Origin of the sequence: Nocardia anocheti (assembly GCF_029675105.1) — a bacterium.
Classification (GTDB): Bacteria; Actinomycetota; Actinomycetes; order Mycobacteriales; family Mycobacteriaceae; genus Nocardia.
Window position 1 is genome coordinate 87245 of the sequence record NZ_JAQQFV010000013.1, and the last position, 18029, is coordinate 105273.

The 18029-nt window shown below is 69.2% G+C and carries 17 protein-coding genes; 8 read left to right on the forward strand and 9 right to left on the reverse strand.

The features are described 5' to 3' along the window. Nucleotides 1-109: 109 nt before the first annotated feature. Together QC180_RS28310 and QC180_RS28315 are read left to right on the forward strand one after the other, a co-directional pair. Nucleotides 110-1447 (forward strand): diguanylate cyclase domain-containing protein, encoded by a 1338-nt coding sequence (locus tag QC180_RS28310; RefSeq protein WP_278265905.1) that lies wholly within the window; start codon nucleotides 110-112, stop codon nucleotides 1445-1447. Nucleotides 1448-1527: 80 nt separating this feature from the next. Beyond that, a complete protein-coding gene (locus QC180_RS28315; protein WP_278265906.1) occupies nucleotides 1528-3828 on the forward strand; it encodes a HelD family protein in 2301 nt (766 codons plus the stop codon). A 52-nt stretch (nucleotides 3829-3880) separates the two neighbouring features. Here QC180_RS28315 and QC180_RS28320 read toward each other — a convergent pair whose 3' ends face one another. The 3 genes from QC180_RS28320 to QC180_RS28330 all read right to left on the reverse strand — a co-directional run bounded on the left by QC180_RS28320 (nucleotide 3881) and on the right by QC180_RS28330 (nucleotide 5913). Then, on the reverse strand, nucleotides 3881-4333 hold the full coding sequence (locus QC180_RS28320) for a universal stress protein (RefSeq protein ID WP_278265907.1): 453 nt from the start codon (nucleotides 4331-4333) through the stop codon (nucleotides 3881-3883). 268 nt (nucleotides 4334-4601) lie between these two features. Then, nucleotides 4602-5033, reverse strand: coding sequence for a hypothetical protein (locus QC180_RS28325; RefSeq protein ID WP_278265908.1), 432 nt, complete (start codon nucleotides 5031-5033; stop codon nucleotides 4602-4604). 52 nt (nucleotides 5034-5085) lie between these two features. Continuing rightward, nucleotides 5086-5913, reverse strand: a complete 828-nt coding sequence (locus QC180_RS28330; protein WP_278265909.1) for an AraC family transcriptional regulator — start codon at nucleotides 5911-5913, stop codon at nucleotides 5086-5088. 70 nt (nucleotides 5914-5983) lie between these two features. Between QC180_RS28330 and QC180_RS28335 the strand changes: the two genes are divergently transcribed. Continuing rightward, nucleotides 5984-6451 carry a VOC family protein gene (locus QC180_RS28335; protein ID WP_278265910.1) on the forward strand — a complete coding sequence of 156 codons (468 nt, stop codon included), beginning with the start codon at nucleotides 5984-5986 and terminating at the stop codon, nucleotides 6449-6451. 141 nt (nucleotides 6452-6592) lie between these two features. Here the strand turns inward: QC180_RS28335 and uvrB are convergent, their stop codons facing one another. Then, a complete protein-coding gene (gene uvrB, locus QC180_RS28340) occupies nucleotides 6593-8773 on the reverse strand; it encodes an excinuclease ABC subunit UvrB (protein ID WP_278265911.1) in 2181 nt (726 codons plus the stop codon). Between the two features lie 220 nt (nucleotides 8774-8993). Here uvrB and QC180_RS28345 point away from each other — a divergent pair, with 220 nt between their 5' ends. Together QC180_RS28345 and QC180_RS28350 are read left to right on the forward strand one after the other, a co-directional pair. Then, the gene (locus QC180_RS28345) at nucleotides 8994-9605 is read left to right on the forward strand and encodes a DUF402 domain-containing protein (RefSeq protein WP_278265912.1); all 612 of its coding nucleotides are present in this window, start codon (nucleotides 8994-8996) and stop codon (nucleotides 9603-9605) included. Nucleotides 9606-9652: 47 nt separating this feature from the next. Next, the gene (locus QC180_RS28350; protein WP_278265913.1) at nucleotides 9653-10177 is read left to right on the forward strand and encodes a ribonuclease FAU-1 family protein; all 525 of its coding nucleotides are present in this window, start codon (nucleotides 9653-9655) and stop codon (nucleotides 10175-10177) included. A gap of 66 nt (nucleotides 10178-10243) precedes the next feature. Here QC180_RS28350 and QC180_RS28355 read toward each other — a convergent pair whose 3' ends face one another. Together QC180_RS28355 and coaE are read right to left on the reverse strand one after the other, a co-directional pair. After that, nucleotides 10244-10675, reverse strand: a complete 432-nt coding sequence (locus tag QC180_RS28355; RefSeq protein ID WP_278265914.1) for a hypothetical protein — start codon at nucleotides 10673-10675, stop codon at nucleotides 10244-10246. Nucleotides 10676-10795: 120 nt separating this feature from the next. Then, the gene (gene coaE / locus QC180_RS28360) at nucleotides 10796-12001 is read right to left on the reverse strand and encodes a dephospho-CoA kinase (protein WP_278265915.1); all 1206 of its coding nucleotides are present in this window, start codon (nucleotides 11999-12001) and stop codon (nucleotides 10796-10798) included. 119 nt (nucleotides 12002-12120) lie between these two features. Here coaE and QC180_RS28365 point away from each other — a divergent pair, with 119 nt between their 5' ends. Continuing rightward, a complete protein-coding gene (locus QC180_RS28365) occupies nucleotides 12121-12333 on the forward strand; it encodes a hypothetical protein (RefSeq protein ID WP_278265916.1) in 213 nt (70 codons plus the stop codon). A gap of 2 nt (nucleotides 12334-12335) precedes the next feature. Here the strand turns inward: QC180_RS28365 and QC180_RS28370 are convergent, their stop codons facing one another. Both QC180_RS28370 and rpsA read right to left on the reverse strand, forming a co-directional pair. After that, a complete protein-coding gene (locus QC180_RS28370) occupies nucleotides 12336-13823 on the reverse strand; it encodes a phospholipase C (protein ID WP_278266016.1) in 1488 nt (495 codons plus the stop codon). 177 nt (nucleotides 13824-14000) lie between these two features. Beyond that, on the reverse strand, nucleotides 14001-15470 hold the full coding sequence (gene rpsA / locus QC180_RS28375; protein ID WP_278265917.1) for a 30S ribosomal protein S1: 1470 nt from the start codon (nucleotides 15468-15470) through the stop codon (nucleotides 14001-14003). Between the two features lie 286 nt (nucleotides 15471-15756). On the opposite strand from rpsA, the gene QC180_RS28380 reads away from it, so the two are divergent. Further along, a complete protein-coding gene (locus tag QC180_RS28380) occupies nucleotides 15757-16611 on the forward strand; it encodes a class I SAM-dependent methyltransferase (RefSeq protein ID WP_278265918.1) in 855 nt (284 codons plus the stop codon). Here the strand turns inward: QC180_RS28380 and QC180_RS28385 are convergent. After that, a complete protein-coding gene (locus tag QC180_RS28385) occupies nucleotides 16608-17162 on the reverse strand; it encodes a hypothetical protein (protein WP_278265919.1) in 555 nt (184 codons plus the stop codon). The two genes, QC180_RS28380 and QC180_RS28385, sit on opposite strands and share 4 nt — an antisense overlap. Nucleotides 17163-17497: 335 nt before the next feature. Between QC180_RS28385 and QC180_RS28390 the strand changes: the two genes are divergently transcribed. Continuing rightward, nucleotides 17498-17977 carry a peroxiredoxin gene (locus tag QC180_RS28390; protein ID WP_278265920.1) on the forward strand — a complete coding sequence of 160 codons (480 nt, stop codon included), beginning with the start codon at nucleotides 17498-17500 and terminating at the stop codon, nucleotides 17975-17977. The last annotated feature ends 52 nt before the right edge of the window (nucleotides 17978-18029 follow it).

An 18029-nucleotide genomic window follows, 5' to 3' on the forward strand; every position in this document is an offset into this window, starting at 1 on the left:
CGCCGGGACGCACGTCCGGTTTCACGTCGCTCCTCGCGGATCTCATCGAGGGTCACCACAATAGTCCTGTGCACCGTCGCCAGACCAGGCCGAGATCGGGGGTATCGCAGTGGGAGAAGCATCGTCCGACGCCGCGAGCGCCGAGCAGCTCGCGCAGCGGTACCGCTCGCTGGTCGAACACACGCCCGACGCGCTGTGTGTGCACGAATCGGGCACCATCGTCTATGTCAATCCGGCCATGGTGCGGCTGCTGGGCGCCCGCTCGGCCGAGGACCTGCTGGGCCTGTCCATCACCGACTTCGTCCATCCGGACTCGATCCCGGCGATGCTCGAGCGCATCGAGCAGCTGACCGCCGAGGGCGCCGCCTCCCCACCGACCGAGATGGACCTGGTCCGCGTCGACGGGCGCAGTGTCCCCGTGCAGACGGTGTCGGTGCTCACGGTCTGGCAGGACGAACTGGCCTACCAGGTGGTGGTGCACGATCTGACCGCCCAGCGGGCCGCGGAGGCCTCGGCCCGGCGCGCCGAGGCACACTTCACCACGGTGGTGTCCCAGCTCGAGGAGGGCGTGCTCGTCGTCGACCGGCGCGGCAGGCTCGAATCGATCAACCCGGCGGGCAAACGCATCCTGGGCATCGACGACACGACCGCGGTGGTCGGCAGGCACATCGACGAACTTCCCGTCACCATGGTCGACCGCGACGGCGGTCCGCTCCCGGCCACGCGGCATCCGATGGCGCACACCCTCGCGACCGGCGAGGCCGTCACCCAGTTCATCTTCGGGGTCGAGCACGCCGACGGCAGCCAGGTGTGGTTGTCGTGCAACTGCCGTCTGCTCAATCCCGGCAGCCCGGATTCCTCGGGGGTGTCCTCCTTCGCCGACATCACCGAGTACCGGGCCAGCCGACGTCAGCTCGAGTACCAGGCCACCCACGACGCGCTGACCGGGCTGGCCAACCGGTCGCTGATCCTGTCCCAGCTGTCCTCGGCGCTGGCCGACGAGGGCGGCAGCCTGGTCACCACGGTGCTGTTCATCGACCTCGACGGGTTCAAGGCGATCAACGACACCCTGGGCCACGCCATCGGCGACATCGTGTTGCAGATCGTCGCCCAGCGGTTGCAGCGCGCGCTGCGGGTCTCCGACGTGGTCGGGCGCCTGGGCGGCGACGAGTTCCTGGTGCTGCTGGCCGGGCATCCCCAGCGCGCGGACCTGCCCGCGCTGGTCGAGCGGCTGCGCACCACCATGGCCGAGCCGATCATCGCACGCGGGCACCGGCTCGAGGTCACCGCCTCGATCGGGATCACCGAGCTCGGTCCGCACGAGCTGCGCACGCCCGAGGCCGTCCTGCACGACGCCGATCTGGCCATGTACCGCGACAAGCCCTCGGCCCATCGTGATGTCGGTCTCGGCCCGAACCGGCGTTCCAACAGCACCCACGCGTCCTGATCGCGGACGCGGACCCCGACTCCGCGCGGACAAGTAGACTCGACAACTCTGTTCTCAACGCGGTGACAAGGAGTCCTGTTTTGCCCGACCGCCTCGCCGAGGAACGCACCGCGGAACCGGCGCACAGCCGCGAACTCGACCAGGAGCAGCAGTACCTCTCGGTGCTCTACACCAAGCTCGACGGCATGCGCGCGTACGCGCAGAACCGCCTCAAGACCGTGCTGCTCGAGACCGGCGGTACCCCGCAGGCGCGCAGCGAACGGGAGTCGTTCACCCAGCTCTACCACGAGGACCTGGCCAAATACGACGCCGCCGAGCACGGCCTGTGCTTCGGCCGGATCGACCTCGACGGTGAGTCCGCCGAGCCGCCGCGCTACATCGGCCGCCTGGGCATCCTCGACGAGGACAACGACTACGAACCGCTGCTGCTGGACTGGCGCGCCCCGCTGGCCCGCCCGTTCTACCTGGCCACCACCGCCAATCCCGAAGACGTCGTCCGCCGCCGCCACATCCGCTCACGCAACCGCGCGGTCACCACCATCACCGACGAATACCTGGACCTGGCCGCCGCCGAACGCGACGGCGCGATCGGCACCGACGACGGCGTGGGCGGGGAGAGCGCGCTGCTCTCGGCGCTCAACGCGGCCCGCACCGGGCACATGAACGACATCGTCGAGACCATCCAGAGCGAGCAGGACGCGATCATCCGCTCCGAGCACAAGAGCGTGCTGGTGGTGCAGGGCGGGCCGGGCACCGGCAAGACCGCGGTCGCGCTGCACCGCGCCGCCTACCTGCTCTACACCTACCGCCAGCAGCTGGCCAAGAGCGGCGTGCTGATCATCGGCCCCAACGCCACCTTCCTCGATTACATCGGTCAGGTGCTGCCCTCCCTCGGTGAGACCGGTGTGCTGCTCTCGACGATCGGTGACCTGTATCCCGGGGTGAAGGCGGTGCGCGAGGACTCGCTGCGCGCTGGCGAGATCAAGGGCTCCCTCGACATGATCGAGGTGCTCAAGCAGGCCGTGCGCGACCGGCAGGAGGTGCCCGCCGAACCGGTGCGGCTGTCCTTCGACGGCTACCCGGTGACCCTGGATCGCAAGATCGCGACCAAGGCGCGCGGCCGGGCCCGCTCCTCGCGGCGTCCGCACAACCTGGCCCGCCCGATCTTCGCGTCCTCGGTGATCGACGCGCTCACCGATCAGCTCGCCGCCACCATGGGCGCGGATCTCTCCGGCGGGGCGAGCCTGCTCAGCTCCGCAGACCTCACCGAGATCGGCGACGAGATGCGCGCCGACCCGCAGGTGCAGGCCGCCATCACCGCGCTGTGGCCGATCCTGTCGCCGCAAGAGGTGCTGGCCGATCTGCTCGCCGACCCGGCCCGGCTCGACCGCGCGGCCAAGTCGCTGAGCCCGGCCGACCGCGCCGAGCTGGTGCGCGCCGACGACGGCACCTTCGCCGCCGCCGACGCCCCGCTGCTCGACGAGCTGGCCGAACTGCTCGGCGTCGACGACACCGAGGAACGCGAGCGCTCCCGCCGCCGCTGGCGCGCCCAGCTGGCCGAGGCCCAGGACGCGCTCGACATCCTGACCGGTTCGGCACCGCAGGACATCGAGGACGAACTCGACCCCGAGATCCTGATGGCCTACGACCTGATCGACGCCTCCCAGCTGGCCCAGCGCCAGGAATTCGGCAACCGGCAGACCACCGCCGAGCGCGCCGCGGGCGACCGCACCTGGACCTACGGGCATGTCATCGTCGACGAAGCCCAGGAACTCTCGGAGATGGCCTGGCGGATGGTCATGCGACGCATTCCGAACCGCTGGATCACCGTGGTCGGCGATGTCGCCCAGACCGGTGATCCGGCGGGTGCGTCGTCGTGGCAGCGGGTGCTGGAACCCTATGTGGCGCAACGCTGGAAGCTCACCGAGCTGTCGGTGAACTACCGCACCCCGGCCGAGATCATGACGGTCGCCGGGGACGTGCTGGCCGCGATCGATCCCGAGGGTCGGGTACCGCGCTCGGTCCGGGAGACCGGTCATCCGCCGCGCGCGCACCGGGTGCGGCCCGAAGGGGTGCGCGCGGAGGTGGCCCGACTGCTCGAGCTCGAGCACGGCCCGGGTACCAGCGCGGTGCTCGCGCCCGCGGCGCTGATCCCGGAGCTGTCCGCGCTGGCCGGGGAATCGGTGCAGGTGCTGACTGTGCACGACGCGAAGGGCCTCGAGTTCGACCGGGTGTATCTGGTGGAGCCGGGGGCGATCCTGAGTGAGTCGCCGCGCGGTCTCAACGACCTCTACGTCGCGCTCACCCGCGCCACCCAGCGGCTGGCCGTGGTGCACACCGAGGACCTGCCCGAGGTGCTGGCCGCGCTCGCACCCGCCTGACACACACGAAAGCCCCGGATCGCGGTGCGGTCCGGGGCTTTCGTTCGTCCGGTCAGCGGACGGTGTGCACGATCAGCACGTCCGAACGCGACTTGCGGGCCACGTCCGAGGGCACCGAACCCAGCAGGCGGCCGGTGAGGGTGTTCAGACCTCGGTTACCGACGACGAGCAGGTCGGCCTTGGTCTCGCGGACCAGGTCGAGCAGCGAGTCGACCGGCTCGCCGACGATGGCGCGCTCGACGATGTTCTTGGCACCGGCGGCGGTGGCCTTCTCCCGCGCGACGTGCAGGATCTCGTTGGTCGGCGCGGAGCCACGGACCTGGTAGGCCTCGTCCTTGAGCACATCGGCCGCGGCGGCGACGTCGCGATCGTCGGTCGGGAAGTACGCGCAGGCGAGCACGAGAGTGGCCTCCGCAGCGCCGGCGAGTGCGGCGGCCTTCTCGACGGCGACGTACGACGAGTCCGAGCCATCAGTACCGACGACAATGGTCCGGTAGGCGGTCATCTCTCCTCCAACTTGGTCGGCGCCGGCACCGAACCACCCGGGAATCGAGCGTCGGCGCGGCAATTGGGTCGACCCTAACGCCAAAACAGGGCGATTTATCAGAAATCGCAACAGATCACACCGGGAGTGTCGATCGGCGTCCACGCTGGTGCGGTGGCCTGCGCGACACTCGTGAACAGCTACCTGCGGCGATTACAGACCGGACGCGCGAAACTGTGGCCTATCACAACGGAATCAATGCCGGTGCGCGGCTGGGACTTTCCTCACATCACCCGGAGAAACTGGGCAGTCCACAGGCCGCGCTGCCACTGCCGGTGCTCGGCTCGACGGTCACCGTGGCGGGGACGATCCAGTGCGTGGTGACGCCGTCGACCTTCGCGGTCAGCAGATGCTCACCCGCCGAGGCCGGACGCCAGGTCGTGTCGGTGGTGCCGATCGTGGGCACCTGCACCGCGCCGATCACCTGGCCGTCGTCGTAGAAGGTGACAAGGGCGCCCGCGTCGCTGGAGCTGTAGCCGACGACGTTGGCGGCCGTGAGCTGATAGGAGCAGCCGACCTTGTGGTCGGTGCCCTCGACGGCGACCCGCTGTTCGCCCTCGGCGCCCGCGTGCGGGGCGAGCAGTGCCGCGGCGGTCATCACGGTCGCACAGGCGGCACCGAGCAGGGCGGGACGGGAAATTCGACGAAAAGTTGTTCTCACGTCGCCGACACTATCGATGGGTTCCATCACAACCAGTCGAAATGACAATATTTCAGACCTCCACCGAGGCCGCGCGCGCATATTCCGACGGCGCCATCCCGATCTCCGCGGTGAACTCGCGCGTGAAATGCGCCTGATCGAAATAGCCGAGATCGGCGGCCAGTTCGGCCAGGTCCACGCGGTCACCGCGGGCCAGCCGATCGGCGGCGTCCTGTAACCGGAAACGGCACAGCACCCATTTCGGCCCGGCCCCCACATAACGCCGGAACAAACGCTGCACGGTGCGCACCGGAACACCGAACCGCGCGGTGACCTGATCGACGCGTGTGAGCTCCGGATCGTCGGCCATCGCCGCCACGATCCGCGCGACCAGCGCGAAATGCGGATCGTCCGAACGTCCGCGCCCCGCGAAGAACGCCTCGATCACTTCCCGCCTGCGCTCGTCGGACGTCTCGGCCAGCACCTTTTCGGTCAACCCCGCCGCGGCCGGAAGCACCTCGGCCAGCGGTGCCGAATCATCGCGCAGCACACCGACATCCATCCCCGTGAACGCCCCGAAACCACCCGGGACGAAACGGATGCCGAAAGTCTCGCCCTCCCCGCTCAATTCCCGCACGTACTTGGTGGTGCACACCCCGTTGACGAAACCGCCCGTGCGCACCGCGCTGCGCTCGAAGGTGACGTTCACGCACGGAAACGACAGCACCTGCGCGTGATAGGCCGGGCGGCCGCGCAGATCCCAGCGCACCACCCAGTACCGGTCCGCGAAACCGGACAGCGCAGGCCCGACCGTCAGCCGGTCCAAGCGGCGATGCCGGGCCTGCTCCCCCGGATGCAGAATGCCGCGCTGATCACCGGATTCCGGCGACTCACCGGGCACGACGACCTCCCCCGCTCGGCTGTCGCGTTCTTACAAGACCCCCGCGCACCGGACGACCAAGATCGATGTCATGACCGAATCCGTCACCCCCATTCCCGAGGGCTACCACTCCATCACCTGTTTCCTGGCCGTGCCCGACGGCAACGCCGCCATCGACTTCTACACCACGGTGTTCGGCGCGAAGGTGCTCAGCCGGGCCGACCGCCCCGACGGACAACCCGCCCACGCCGAACTCCTCATCGGCGACTCCACCCTCCAACTCGGCATGCCGATCCCGGAGAACAACGTCCTCGCCCCGCAGGACTGGGTGCACACCTCGATCGTGCACTACTGCCCCGATGTCGACGCCGTCGTCGCCCGCGCGATCGAGCACGGCGCCCGCACCGCCGAAGAGCCGCAGACCTTCGTCAACGGCGAACGCTTCGGCGTGGTGATCGACCCCTTCGGTCACCGCTGGGCGGTCATCACCCGCGTGGAAGAAGTCTCCCGCGAGGAAGCCGACCGCCGCATCGCCGAATGGATGAACGCAGTGACATAGCGGCTGGCGCCGCGGGGTTTTCGGCCCTGAGGGCCTCGCACCCGAGCGGCGATACTTCGCCTGCGGCGTTACGTCTCGCCGCTCGGGTGCGAGGCGGCCGAAAACCCGGGGGTGTCGCGGCGATCGGACCGACATCGCTGCCTAGCCGATGCCCGCTGCGTCCATACCGCGGAGTTCCTTCTTCAGGTCCGCGATCTCGTCGCGTAAGCGGCCTGCCAGCTCGAACTGGAGTTCGCGGGCCGCGTTCATCATCTGTGCGGTGAGCTGGGTGACCAGGTCGGCCAGTTCGGCGCGCGGCATGGACTTCAGGTCGCGTTCGGCGTAGATCCCGGCGCTGACCGCGCGGCCGGGCTCGCCCTGGGCACGGCGGCCACGGCTGGCGTTGCGGCCCGAACCGCCGACGGCGACCTCGTCCTCGGCCTCCTGATACACCTGATCGAGGATGTCGGCGATCTTCTTGCGCAGCGGCTGGGGGTCGATGCCGTTGGCCTCGTTGTAGGCGATCTGCTTGGCGCGGCGGCGATCGGTCTCGTCGATGGCGTGGCGCATCGAGTCGGTGATCTTGTCGGCGTACATGTGCACTTCACCGGAGACATTGCGCGCCGCGCGGCCGATGGTCTGGATGAGGCTGGTGCTCGACCGCAGGAAGCCCTCCTTGTCGGCGTCCAGGATCGCGACCAGCGACACCTCGGGCAGGTCGAGGCCCTCGCGCAGCAGGTTGATGCCCACCAGCACGTCGTACTCGCCCAGCCGCAGCTGCCGCAGCAGTTCGACGCGGCGCAGGGTGTCGATCTCGGAGTGCAGGTAGCGCACCCGCACGCCCAGTCCGAGCAGGTAGTCGGTGAGGTCCTCGGCCATCTTCTTGGTCAGGGTGGTGACCAGTACGCGCTCGTCGCGTTCGGTGCGGCCGCGGATCTCGTGCACCAGATCGTCGATCTGGCCCTTGGTCGGCTTCACCACCACGTGAGGGTCGACCAGGCCGGTCGGGCGGATCACCTGCTCGACCACCTCACCACCGACCTGCCCCAGCTCGTACGGGCCCGGCGTCGCGGACAGGTAGACCGCCTGACCGATCCGGTCGGCGAACTCCTCCCAGGTCAGCGGCCGGTTGTCGACCGCCGAGGGCAGCCGGAAACCGAACTCGACGAGGTTGCGCTTGCGCGACATGTCGCCCTCGAACATGCCGCCGATCTGCGGCACGGTGACGTGCGACTCGTCGATCACCAGCAGGAAGTCGTCGGGGAAGTAGTCCAGCAGCGTGGCCGGAGCCGAGCCCGCCGGGCGTCCGTCGATGTGGCGCGAGTAGTTCTCGATACCGGAGCAGAAGCCCACCTGGCGGATCATCTCCAGGTCGTACTCGGTGCGCATGCGCAGGCGCTGCGCCTCGAGCAGCTTGCCCTGCTTCTCCAGCTCGGCCAGCCGCTCGGCCAGCTCGGTCTCGATATCGGCGACCGCGCGGTTCATCCGCTCCGGACCGGCCACGTAGTGGGTGGCCGGGAAGATGCGCAGCGAGTCGACCTGCCGGACCACGTCACCGGTGAGCGGGTGCAGGTAGTACAGCGCCTCGATCTCGTCACCGAAGAACTCGATGCGCACCGCCAGTTCCTCGTAGGAGGGGATGATCTCGACGGTGTCGCCGCGCACCCGGAAGGTGCCGCGGGTGAAGGCCATGTCGTTGCGGGTGTACTGCACGTCGACCAGCAGCCGCAGCAGCGCGTCGCGGTCGACCTCGCCGCCCACCTCGAGCTGCACCGACCGGTCCAGATACGACTGCGGCGTACCCAGGCCGTAGATGCACGACACCGAGGCCACCACGACCACGTCGCGGCGCGAGAGCAGGCTCGAGGTGGCCGAGTGGCGCAGCCGCTCGACGTCGTCGTTGATCGAGCTGTCCTTCTCGATGTAGGTATCGGTCTGCGCGATGTAGGCCTCGGGCTGGTAGTAGTCGTAGTACGAGACGAAGTACTCCACCGCGTTGTGCGGCAGCATCTCGCGCAACTCGTTGGCCAGCTGGGCCGCGAGGGTCTTGTTGGGCGCCATCACCAGGGTGGGCCGCTGCAGCTTCTCGATCAGCCACGCCGTGGTGGCCGACTTACCGGTACCGGTGGCACCGAGCAGGACCACGTCCTTCTCGCCCGCGGTGACGCGCCGTTCCAGCTCGGCGATGGCCGCGGGCTGGTCACCTGCGGGTTTGTGCTCGCTGACCACCTCGAAGCGGCCACCGGCACGCTCGATCGTGCCGACGGGTCGGTGCTCGGAATGCGCGAGCGGGTGCCCCCGTTCCTCGTACCCTTCCGCCGGAATCTCGGTTGCGAATGCCATGCACACCAGGTTAGGCCCGACCACCGACAAGTTTCACGAGCGGCGGCCGCCGCCCCCACCCGCACCGGCGACCGGCAAACCGCGGGCATCCCCACCGCCTGTCCGAAACGTCCCATGTACCAAGGTCATTCGCACACCCGGGTCCCACGACACGCCCGGCACGAGGCCGGATCCGGGCGTACGCTGAGTTGATCATCGGCACGTGGTGAAGGACAAGGCCATGAGCGCTCTGCTTCCCCTGCTCGTCGCGGCTCCGGCCGTCACCGGATTCGCGGGATATTTCGCGCGCGAGATCCGCGGTCCGCAACCTCCGCCCCCGGCGGTGTCCCCGCCAGCGCGCCCCCGGGTCGAGTTCTTCGATCTGGCCGAGCTCACCGCCACCGACACCAGGGGCTACATCCGCCCGGTCGACCGGTACGAGACCCAGCCCTGGGGCATCTATCTGGCACGCACCCTCGACCGGCCGCACGGTCGCTACGAGGAGTCCTGGTTGCTGCCCGGCCTGTCGATCCGCCTCACCATCGAGCACGATCGCCCCGGTCATCACCGCAGCCACGACTACGTCCTCGACATCGCCGAGATCGTGCAGGTGGGACCGAAGCGCTGGAAGGCCACCGACTACTTCCTCGACGTGGCGGTGCGTCGCGGCCGGTCGTCGAGCCTGCGCGGGTCCGGCGCCCTGCTCGCCGCGCACGCCGCGGGCCACGTCACCACCGACGACGCCGATCGCGCCTTCGAGCACGCGGCGGTGGTCCTCGACGGTCTCGCCGCGCAGGATCACGACGTCGAGCAGTGGTTGCGCACCCGGGGGATCACGCTGACCTGGATGTGAGTCCGCGCGCGGGCGCCCGCACCAGGTCGGCGGTAGATTCTGCGATCATGACGCAGGCATCCACCGTGCACGTGCACCCACCCAAGGTCGAGTACTTCGACATCGCGGCGCAGACGAATACCGATCCCAAGGGGTTCGTCCGGCCGGTGGAGGTCTACCGGGAAGAGCCGTGGGGGCTCTACATGGCCCGCCACTCCGATCACCCCAACTTCCACTACCTCGAGTCGTGGATCGTGCCCGAGCTGTCGCTGCGCGCGACCGTGTTCGGCTACAACCCCGGCGTGGAGCAGTGGCAGGACATCTACGTCGACATCGGCGCGTTCACCCGGGAATCGCCGACGCTGTGGCGCTCGATCGACCACTACCTCGACGTCCTGGTCCGCACCGGCCGTGACGTGCGCCTGGTCGACATCGACGAGCTACTCGCCGCCAACACCAGCGGCCAGCTCTCTCCCGCCGAGTGCCAGGCCGCCATCGAACACGCCACCGCCGCCATCGACGGGATCGCCGCGCACGGCTACCACCTGGAGAACTGGCTGGCCGACCTCGGGATGCCCATCACCTGGCGCTGAAACGACGAAACCGCCGGTGACCCTCGGCAGCGAGGTCACCGGCGGTGCCGGGAGAACAGCGGTGGATCAGCCCGCCGACAGGCTGGGCAGCAGGTCGGCCAGGCCGCCGCCGCAGCCCGCGCTGCCGGTCGCGGCCGCCTCGCTCACGGTGACCGTGATCGAGTCGCTGATCAGCAGCTGGCGCGCCTCGAGCTTGTGCTGACCGGCCGTGGTCGGCTTCCAGGTGATGCTCACCGTGCCCGAGAGCACCGAGGGCGAGACCGGGCTGCCGGGGATGTCCACGCCGTTGTCGGTGAACTTCACCGAGGTCAGCCGATCGACCTCGACCGCGGCGGTCAGCTTGTAACTGCAGCCGACCTTGTGGTTCTCGCCCGCCACATTGAGGTTGCCGACCCAGGCCGAGGCCTGCGGGGCGGCGAGCACAACGCTGGCCGCGACGGCGCCGAGTGCGGTGATACCGAAGCCCGCCCGGCCGAACTGACGATGCTGTGTTGTCATACGCGCTACAACTTCCCTGTGAATCGAGTCACCCTGTAGTGACCCGGCACAATTTACACAGCACGCGGCACCGCTCGACCGGTTTCCGAAACATTGATGTTTAACAGATTGGCATCGAGGTCACGCGTGCGCGCGGGCCCACTCGGTGACCACCGGATAGACCTGGTCGAACCACGGCTCCTTCACCGCGTAATACGCCTCCCCCGCCGCCTCGCCCGCCTTGTCGGCGGCGGCCCGCTCGGCCTCGCGCTTGACCGCCAGGTAGTCCTCGCGCGCGTCGGGCTCGGCGCGCAGCCAGTCGCGCAGATCCAACGCGAAGCGCTGTCCGGGCGAATCCTGTACGCGCAGATGGATGTTCGCGGGACGGGCCGGGTCGGCGTTGCCGTGCAGTCGCTTGCCCCACCGGTCCGGATCGGTGCCCGTCGGGTCACCCGGGGTCGGCTTCGGGTTGTCGTGGGTCACCGTCGGGGCGAGCGGGAATCCGGCGGCGGTCAGCGCACCGGCCAGGGATTCGGCGGTGGTCAGATCGGCCACCGTCACCTGGATGTCGATGACATCCTTGGCGGGCAGTCCGGGCACCGCGGTGGAGCCGACGTGGTCGATGCGCACCGCCGAGGCACCGCACAGCAGGTGCAGACGGGCGATGATCCGGCGGGCCTGCGCCGCCCACTCGGGGTCGGCGGCCAGCAGCCGGTAGTCGGCCCGCGCGCGCACGCCCTCGCGCTGATTGCGCTCGAAGGGCACCAGCCGTCGCTCCCACAGCGCGCGCACCTGCTCGGTGACCACCTCGGGCGCGCCGTTGTTGTCCAGCCACACATCGGCGACGGCGTGCCGTTGCTCGTCGGTGGCCTGGGCCGCGATGCGGGTCCGCGCGTCGGCCTCGGGGACCCCGCGGTGCTCCACCAGCCGTCGCAGCCGGGTCTCGACCTCGGCCCCGACCACCAGCACCAGCTGCATGAGCGGGGCGAGTCCGTTCTCCACGAGCAGCGGAATGTCCTGCACGACAATGGCATCGGCGGGGGCGGCGCCGATCAGTTCGGCGGTGCGCGCGCCGACGAGCGGGTGGGTGATGGCGTTGAGGGTGTTGCGTGACGCGTCGTCGGCGAAGGCGACCGCCGCCAGCGCGGGGCGGTCCAGGCTGCCGTCGTCCGCCAGGATCCCCGCGCCGAACGCGTCGACCAGCGCCGCCAACCCCGGCGTGCCGGGGGCGACGACCTCGCGGGCGATCGCGTCGGAGTCGACGAGTACCGCCCCCAGTTCGACCAGCGTGCGCGCCACTGTGGACTTTCCTGCTCCCATGCCTCCGGTGAGGCCGATCCGCAACATGGGCCCAGTCTCGCATCCGACACGCCCGAACGCCACGACACGAAATCCGCAGTCGGGCGCGTCGCGTCGACTACTGTTCGCGCAGGCGGAAGGCCGAATCAGCGAGACGAAGGATGATCATGAGCAGCAGAGACCAGCGGGGGGCTCGCCACCGTCTGGGTATGCCGGGGGGCGTGCACTGCCTCGAATTCCCCGCCGTCGCCGCGAGTCTCGCCGAATATCGGCGCTCGTGGTTCACCGCGCTGCTCTCCCCCGCCAGACACAGTTTCGCCGCGATGCGCAAGCGCCCCAGCATGACCAGCGTCTACTGGGTCCCCGCCGCCGCGAACTGAGCTCACACCGCCACCGGACCGCTCGGCGCGCGTCGCGTCCCCGGCTGCTGCGTGGGCATGGCATTGGGCGGCACCGGATACGGCGTCCCCTGGCCGAGGGTGCCCGCCGCGATGTTCGGTCCGCACTGCGCGATCGCCGCGTCGGCCTTGGGTCGGGGGTCCGGTAGCACCGGGCGGGCGGCGTCGGGTGCGGAGGCGAAGTCGAAGGTGGAGGTCATGTCCCCCGTGACGCCGCGCCGCCACGCCGTGAGATTGGGGACGTCGACGCCGAATCGGGTCTCCAGCAGCCGCAATTGCGAGGTGTGGTCGAAGGTCTGCGACGCGACCAGCCCGCCCCGGCTGTAGGGCGAGATCACCAGGCACGGCACCCGATAGCCCAGCCCGATCGGTCCGGCGATGCCACCCGCGGCGGGCACCCGGTCCAGCGGCACCGTGAGGAATTCGCCCGGCGTGCCCGGCGGCGGAGTGGGCGGGGTGACGTGGTCGAAGAACCCGCCGTTCTCGTCGTAGCTGATGATCAGGGCGGTCTTCTCCCACACCGCCGGATTCGAGGTGAGGATGTCGAGCAGCTCCACGATGCCCAGCGCGCCGAAGGCGGCGGGCAGCGCGGGATGCTCGCAGTGCAGCACCGAGGGCACCACCCAGGACACGGCGGGCAGCGTGCCCGCGGCGACGTCGGCCCGGAAGTCGTTGGGGTACACCGGCGCGATGCCCCGACGCGCCAGCTCGGAGTTCGGGTCGGCGGCCTGGGTGAAGCAGCCCAGCATCCCGTCCAGGATCATCGACGACGCCGGGCCGACATCGCGATTGCTGTAGATCTTCCAGCTCACCCCACCCTCGGACAGGTTCTCGGGGTAGGTGCGCCAGCTGTAGACGTTCTTCGGGATCAGCAGCGGCGTCTCCACCAGCGGCCCGCCCGCCAGCCCGTCGGGGTCGATGGTCGCGCTGATCCAGTACAGCCGGTTGGGGTCGGTGGGGCCGAGCACCGAGCAGTGGTAGTTGTCGCAGAGGGTGAACGCCTGCGCCAGCTCGGTGTGGATCGGAATGTCTTGCGGCAGGTAGTAACCCATGGCGGCGGGGGCGTTGGCCGGGCCCACCGAGGCCACCGACATCGGCATCCAGCCGTCGTTGCGGCCGTCGGCGAACGCCTGGTGCATGCCGAGCCAGCTGTGGTCGGGGTCGTTGATGCATTCGCCGTCGAGGGTGGCGCCCGCGGTGGTGTCGAGGCGGAACGGCTCCACGAAACCGTCGGCGGTGGGCCCGATTCCGGGTGACCAGCCGTACTGGCGCCAGGCCGTGGACGCCTCACCGAAGCCGCGCACCCCGGCCAGCGTGCCGAAATAGTGGTCGAAGGAACGGTTCTCCTGCATGAGCAGCACGACATGCTCGATGTCACCGAGCCCGCCCATCCCGGCCGGGTCGGCGGCGAAGGCCCGGTCGATGATCGGATTCGCCCAGGTGGCAAGGGTTCCCACCGCTCCGGCGGCCATCGCCTTGGCGAGGAACTGACGCCGGTTCAGACCGGCGAAGGGACCAGCAGTCGACGTCAACGCGACACCTTTGTCCGAAGGGATGCAGCGATCGGCGCGAACGATACTCCCCTCGGAAAAGGCCGAAGGCCCCGGTCCGTGTGGACCAGGGCCTTCGGTGTGGAACTGCTACCCGAATCAGGCGTTGCCGGAGAGCTTCTCCCGCAGAGCCGCGAGCTGGGCGTCGCTGGCGAGCGAACCACCGGCGGACTCGGCCGGGCCGGAGCTGGCCTGCGAGCCGCTCTCGGAGGAGTAGTTGCCCGAGGTGGCACCGCCGTTGGCGGCCTCGGCGGCGGCGTCGGCCGCCATCTTCTCCATCTGAGCGGTGTGCATCTTGTGGCGACGCTCGGCCTCGGCGTAGCGGCCTTCCCACTCTTCGCGCTGCTTGTCGAAGCCCTCGAGCCACTCGTTGGTGTCGGGGTCGAAGCCTTCGGGGAAGATGTAGTTGCCCGCGTCGTCGTAGCTGTCGGCCATGCCGTACTTCGACGGGTCGAACTCGGCGTGGTAGTCCTCGTTCGCCTGCTTCAGCGACAGCGAGATCCGGCGACGCTCCAGGTCGATGTCGATGACCTTGACCATCGCGTCGTCGCCGACGGCCACGACCTGGTCCGGGACCTCCACGTGGCGCTCGGCCAGCTCGGAGATGTGCACCAGGCCCTCGATGCCCTCTTCGACGCGCACGAAGGCACCGAACGGAACCAGCTTGGTGACCTTGCCCGGCACGATCTGACCGATCGCGTGGGTGCGGGCGAACTGACGCCACGGGTCTTCCTGGGTGGCCTTGAGCGAGAGGGAGACGCGCTCGCGGTCCAGGTCGACGTCGAGAACCTCGACGGTGACCTCGTTGCCGACCTCGACGACCTCGGACGGGTGGTCGATGTGCTTCCAGGACAGCTCGGACACGTGCACCAGGCCGTCGACGCCGCCCAGGTCCACGAAGGCACCGAAGTTGACGATCGAGGAGACCACACCCTTGCGGACCTGGCCCTTCTGCAGCTGGTGCAGGAACTCGGAGCGGACCTCGGACTGGGTCTGCTCGAGCCAGGCGCGACGCGACAGGACCACGTTGTTGCGGTTCTTGTCGAGCTCGATGATCTTGGCCTCGATCTCCTTGCCGACGTACGGCTGGAGGTCGCGGACACGACGCATCTCGACGAGCGAGGCGGGCAGGAAGCCACGGAGGCCGATGTCGAGGATCAGGCCGCCCTTGACGACCTCGATGACGGTGCCCTTGACGGCCTCGTCCTTCTCCTTGAGCTCCTCGATCGTGCCCCACGCGCGCTCGTACTGCGCCCGCTTCTTCGACAGGATCAGGCGGCCTTCCTTGTCCTCCTTGGTGAGAACCAGGGCCTCGACCTCATCGCCCACGGAAACGACCTCGTTCGGGTCGACGTCGTGCTTGATGGAGAGCTCACGGGAGGGGATGACGCCTTCGGTCTTGTAACCGATGTCGAGCAGGACCTCGTCACGATCGACCTTGACGATGGTGCCCTCGACGATGTCGCCATCGTTGAAGTACTTGATCGTGGCGTCGATGGCGGCGAGGAAGTCCTCGGCGGAGCCGATGTCGTTGACGGCTACCTGCGGCGAGGTGACGGTGGTGGGCATATGTGGGTTTGCTCCGGACGGATTGTGGTCGGTTGCGGACATTGGATCTTTCGGTACGCTGCGAGATCACCGCCACGAGGCGACGAAGGATACTGAAGAAGTATCGCACGGACCGCCACACTTGCCGGTGATCGAACTCAGCACGGGCGACTCCGTCATCGGATACCGTATCCACGCGACTGGCGCGCCGACAGGCCCCTCGAAAGACACTCGCGTGCCTCAGCGTACGCGACCCCGGTCGAGCCGGGCAAACCACCCCCCGCACCACGCCGATACCCTGTTCGCCGTGTCCGACGACGAACGCCACGCGCAGGCCAACGCGCTGCTGGGAACCACCGCGACCGCCCGAACCAAGATCGGTTCGGCCGCCAGCGAACGCGCGAGCAGACGGTGGTGGGACGCCGACGCCGACCAGTACCACCAGACCCATGCCGAGTTCCTGGGCGTCGACTCCCCCGGCGGTGAGTTCGTCTGGTGTCCCGAGGGCCTGCACGAAGGTGACATGCGCTTCCTCGGCGAGGTGCGGGGCAAGTCGGTGCTCGAGATCGGCTGCGGATCGGCGCCGTGTTCGCGCTGGTTGGCGGGGCAGGGCGCGCATCCGGTCGGGCTGGACCTGTCGATGGGCATGCTCGAGCGCGGCCTGGCGGCGATGGCGGCGGGCGGTCCGCGGGTGCCACTGGTGCAGGCCGGGGCCGAGGCGCTGCCCTTCGCCGACGCGTCGTTCGATCTGGCCTGCTCGGCGTTCGGCGGGGTGCCGTTCGTGGCCGATTCGGCGCTGGTGATGCGCGAGGTCGCCCGGGTGTTGCGGCCCGGTGGGCGCTGGGTGTTCTCGGTGAACCATCCGATGCGCTGGATCTTCCCCGACGATCCCGGCCCCGACGGCCTGGTCGCGCGGATCCCCTACTTCGATCGGACGCCCTATGTGGAGGTCGACGGTGACGGCGAACCCACCTATGTGGAACACCACCGCACCATCGGTGACCGCGTGCGCGAGATCGTCGGCGCCGGGCTGACCCTGCTCGACATCGTCGAACCGGACTGGCCGGAGTGGCTCGACCGCGAGTGGGGCCAGTGGTCGCCCCTGCGCGGAGAGATCTTCCCCGGCACCGCCATCTTCGTCGCCGAGAAGCCGGGCGCCTAGAACTCCGGCAGCGCCGCGAAGGACGGGTCCACCCGCACGTTCGGCACGGTCTCGGCGATCCAGCGGCGGGCCCTGGTCAGCGCGTGGTCCGGGAAGACCGGGTCGAAGCGGACATCGTCGGACAGCAGATACGGCAGCTTGCCTCGCAATCCCGGCGCGTACGGGTGCGGCGGGCACATCTCCGAGCGGTGCACCTGCGCGCCGATCGCGGTCTCGCGTGCCCCCGGCACTCCGGTTTCGGGGCAGATGATCTGGAACACCGCCGAGCACCGGTCCTTGGGCACCACGATCGACGCGGCGAACACGAGCGTGCCGCGCGGTCCGGGCAGCTGTGTCTTCTCCACGCGCAGCAGCGCGGGCAGTTCGTCCACCCACACCACGAACGCCTCGATCAGGCACCCCGTGCGGGCATGGTGTTCGGCCAGCCGCTTGCGCAGCCGCCGCAGATCGTGCAGGCGCGCAGGCAGATCGGGCCTGCCGTTGACATAGGTCAACGCGACGACATCACGAGTGGCCGGATTCCCCCAGGTCGTGTTGTCCAACTGCTGCATTCCAGGAATGTCGAACGAGATGGGCACCGCAACAATTTACCGGCGCCCACCGAATCCGGCTGGCACCCTCCACACCTCACTCCACCAACCACCCCGAGACCCGACCCCGCCATGTCGACGACTGCCCGTCCTCGCTGGCCGAATACCAGCGCGCCATCGATGATCTGACGACCCGGATCGACGTCCTGACCGAGCGGCGCGACGGGCTGGTCCGCCGGTTGACCGAGGCCGCGTACCGGCACAGCGTCGCGGCGCCGAGACCGCCGGAGGTTCCGGTCCGGGCGCCAGCACCCCCCGAGGACGTCGACATGGCCACCCGGTTGCCCGGATCACCCGTGCCCGCACTGACTTTCACGTCGACCGAGGGCACCGAGGTCGATCTGGCCGCGCTGGGTGACGGGCGCACCGTTGTCTACCTCTATCCGCTCCCCGGCCGCCCCGATACGGACCTGCCGACCGGGTGGACGTCGATTCCGGGCGCGCGGGGGTGCACCGCGCAGGCGTGCGGGTTCCGGGACCATCACGCGGAGTTGCTGGCAGCGGGCGTGCGGCGGGTGTTCGGGTTGTCGAGCCAGGAGTGCGACTACCAGCGTGAGGTGGTCGAGCGGCTGCGTCTGCCGTTCGCCATGCTGTCCGATCCCGGGCTGCGTTTGGCGGAGGCGCTCGGGCTACCGACCTTCGAGGTCGACGACATGCGGTTGTACGGGCGCTCGACCCTGGTCGTCCGGGACGGGGTGATCGAGCACGTCTTCGCGCCGGTTCGGGAGCCGGGCGAGCATGCGGGCGAGGTCTTGCGGTGGTTGGCGGAGAGCTGAGACCGGCCGTGCTCCGGGGGAAGGTTGTCTGATAGGCGATATTGCTTGTCCT

Bases quoted from the DNA above. Each gene is read 5' to 3' on its own strand.
- QC180_RS28320 (WP_278265907.1), bottom strand. From the start codon at position 4,333: ATGACCGCCTACCGGACCATTGTCGTCGGTACTGATGGCTCGGACTCG.
- QC180_RS28350 (WP_278265913.1), top strand. From the start codon at position 9,653: ATGACGCAGGCATCCACCGTGCACGTGCACCCACCCAAGGTCGAGTAC.
- QC180_RS28345 (WP_278265912.1), top strand. From the start codon at position 8,994: ATGAGCGCTCTGCTTCCCCTGCTCGTCGCGGCTCCGGCCGTCACCGGA.
- rpsA (WP_278265917.1), bottom strand. From the start codon at position 15,470: ATGCCCACCACCGTCACCTCGCCGCAGGTAGCCGTCAACGACATCGGC.
- QC180_RS28335 (WP_278265910.1), top strand. From the start codon at position 5,984: ATGACCGAATCCGTCACCCCCATTCCCGAGGGCTACCACTCCATCACC.
- QC180_RS28370 (WP_278266016.1), bottom strand. From the start codon at position 13,823: ATGGCCGCCGGAGCGGTGGGAACCCTTGCCACCTGGGCGAATCCGATC.
- uvrB (WP_278265911.1), bottom strand. From the start codon at position 8,773: ATGGCATTCGCAACCGAGATTCCGGCGGAAGGGTACGAGGAACGGGGG.
- coaE (WP_278265915.1), bottom strand. From the start codon at position 12,001: ATGTTGCGGATCGGCCTCACCGGAGGCATGGGAGCAGGAAAGTCCACA.
- QC180_RS28385 (WP_278265919.1), bottom strand. From the start codon at position 17,162: ATGCAGCAGTTGGACAACACGACCTGGGGGAATCCGGCCACTCGTGAT.
- QC180_RS28355 (WP_278265914.1), bottom strand. From the start codon at position 10,675: ATGACAACACAGCATCGTCAGTTCGGCCGGGCGGGCTTCGGTATCACC.
- QC180_RS28365 (WP_278265916.1), top strand. From the start codon at position 12,121: ATGAGCAGCAGAGACCAGCGGGGGGCTCGCCACCGTCTGGGTATGCCG.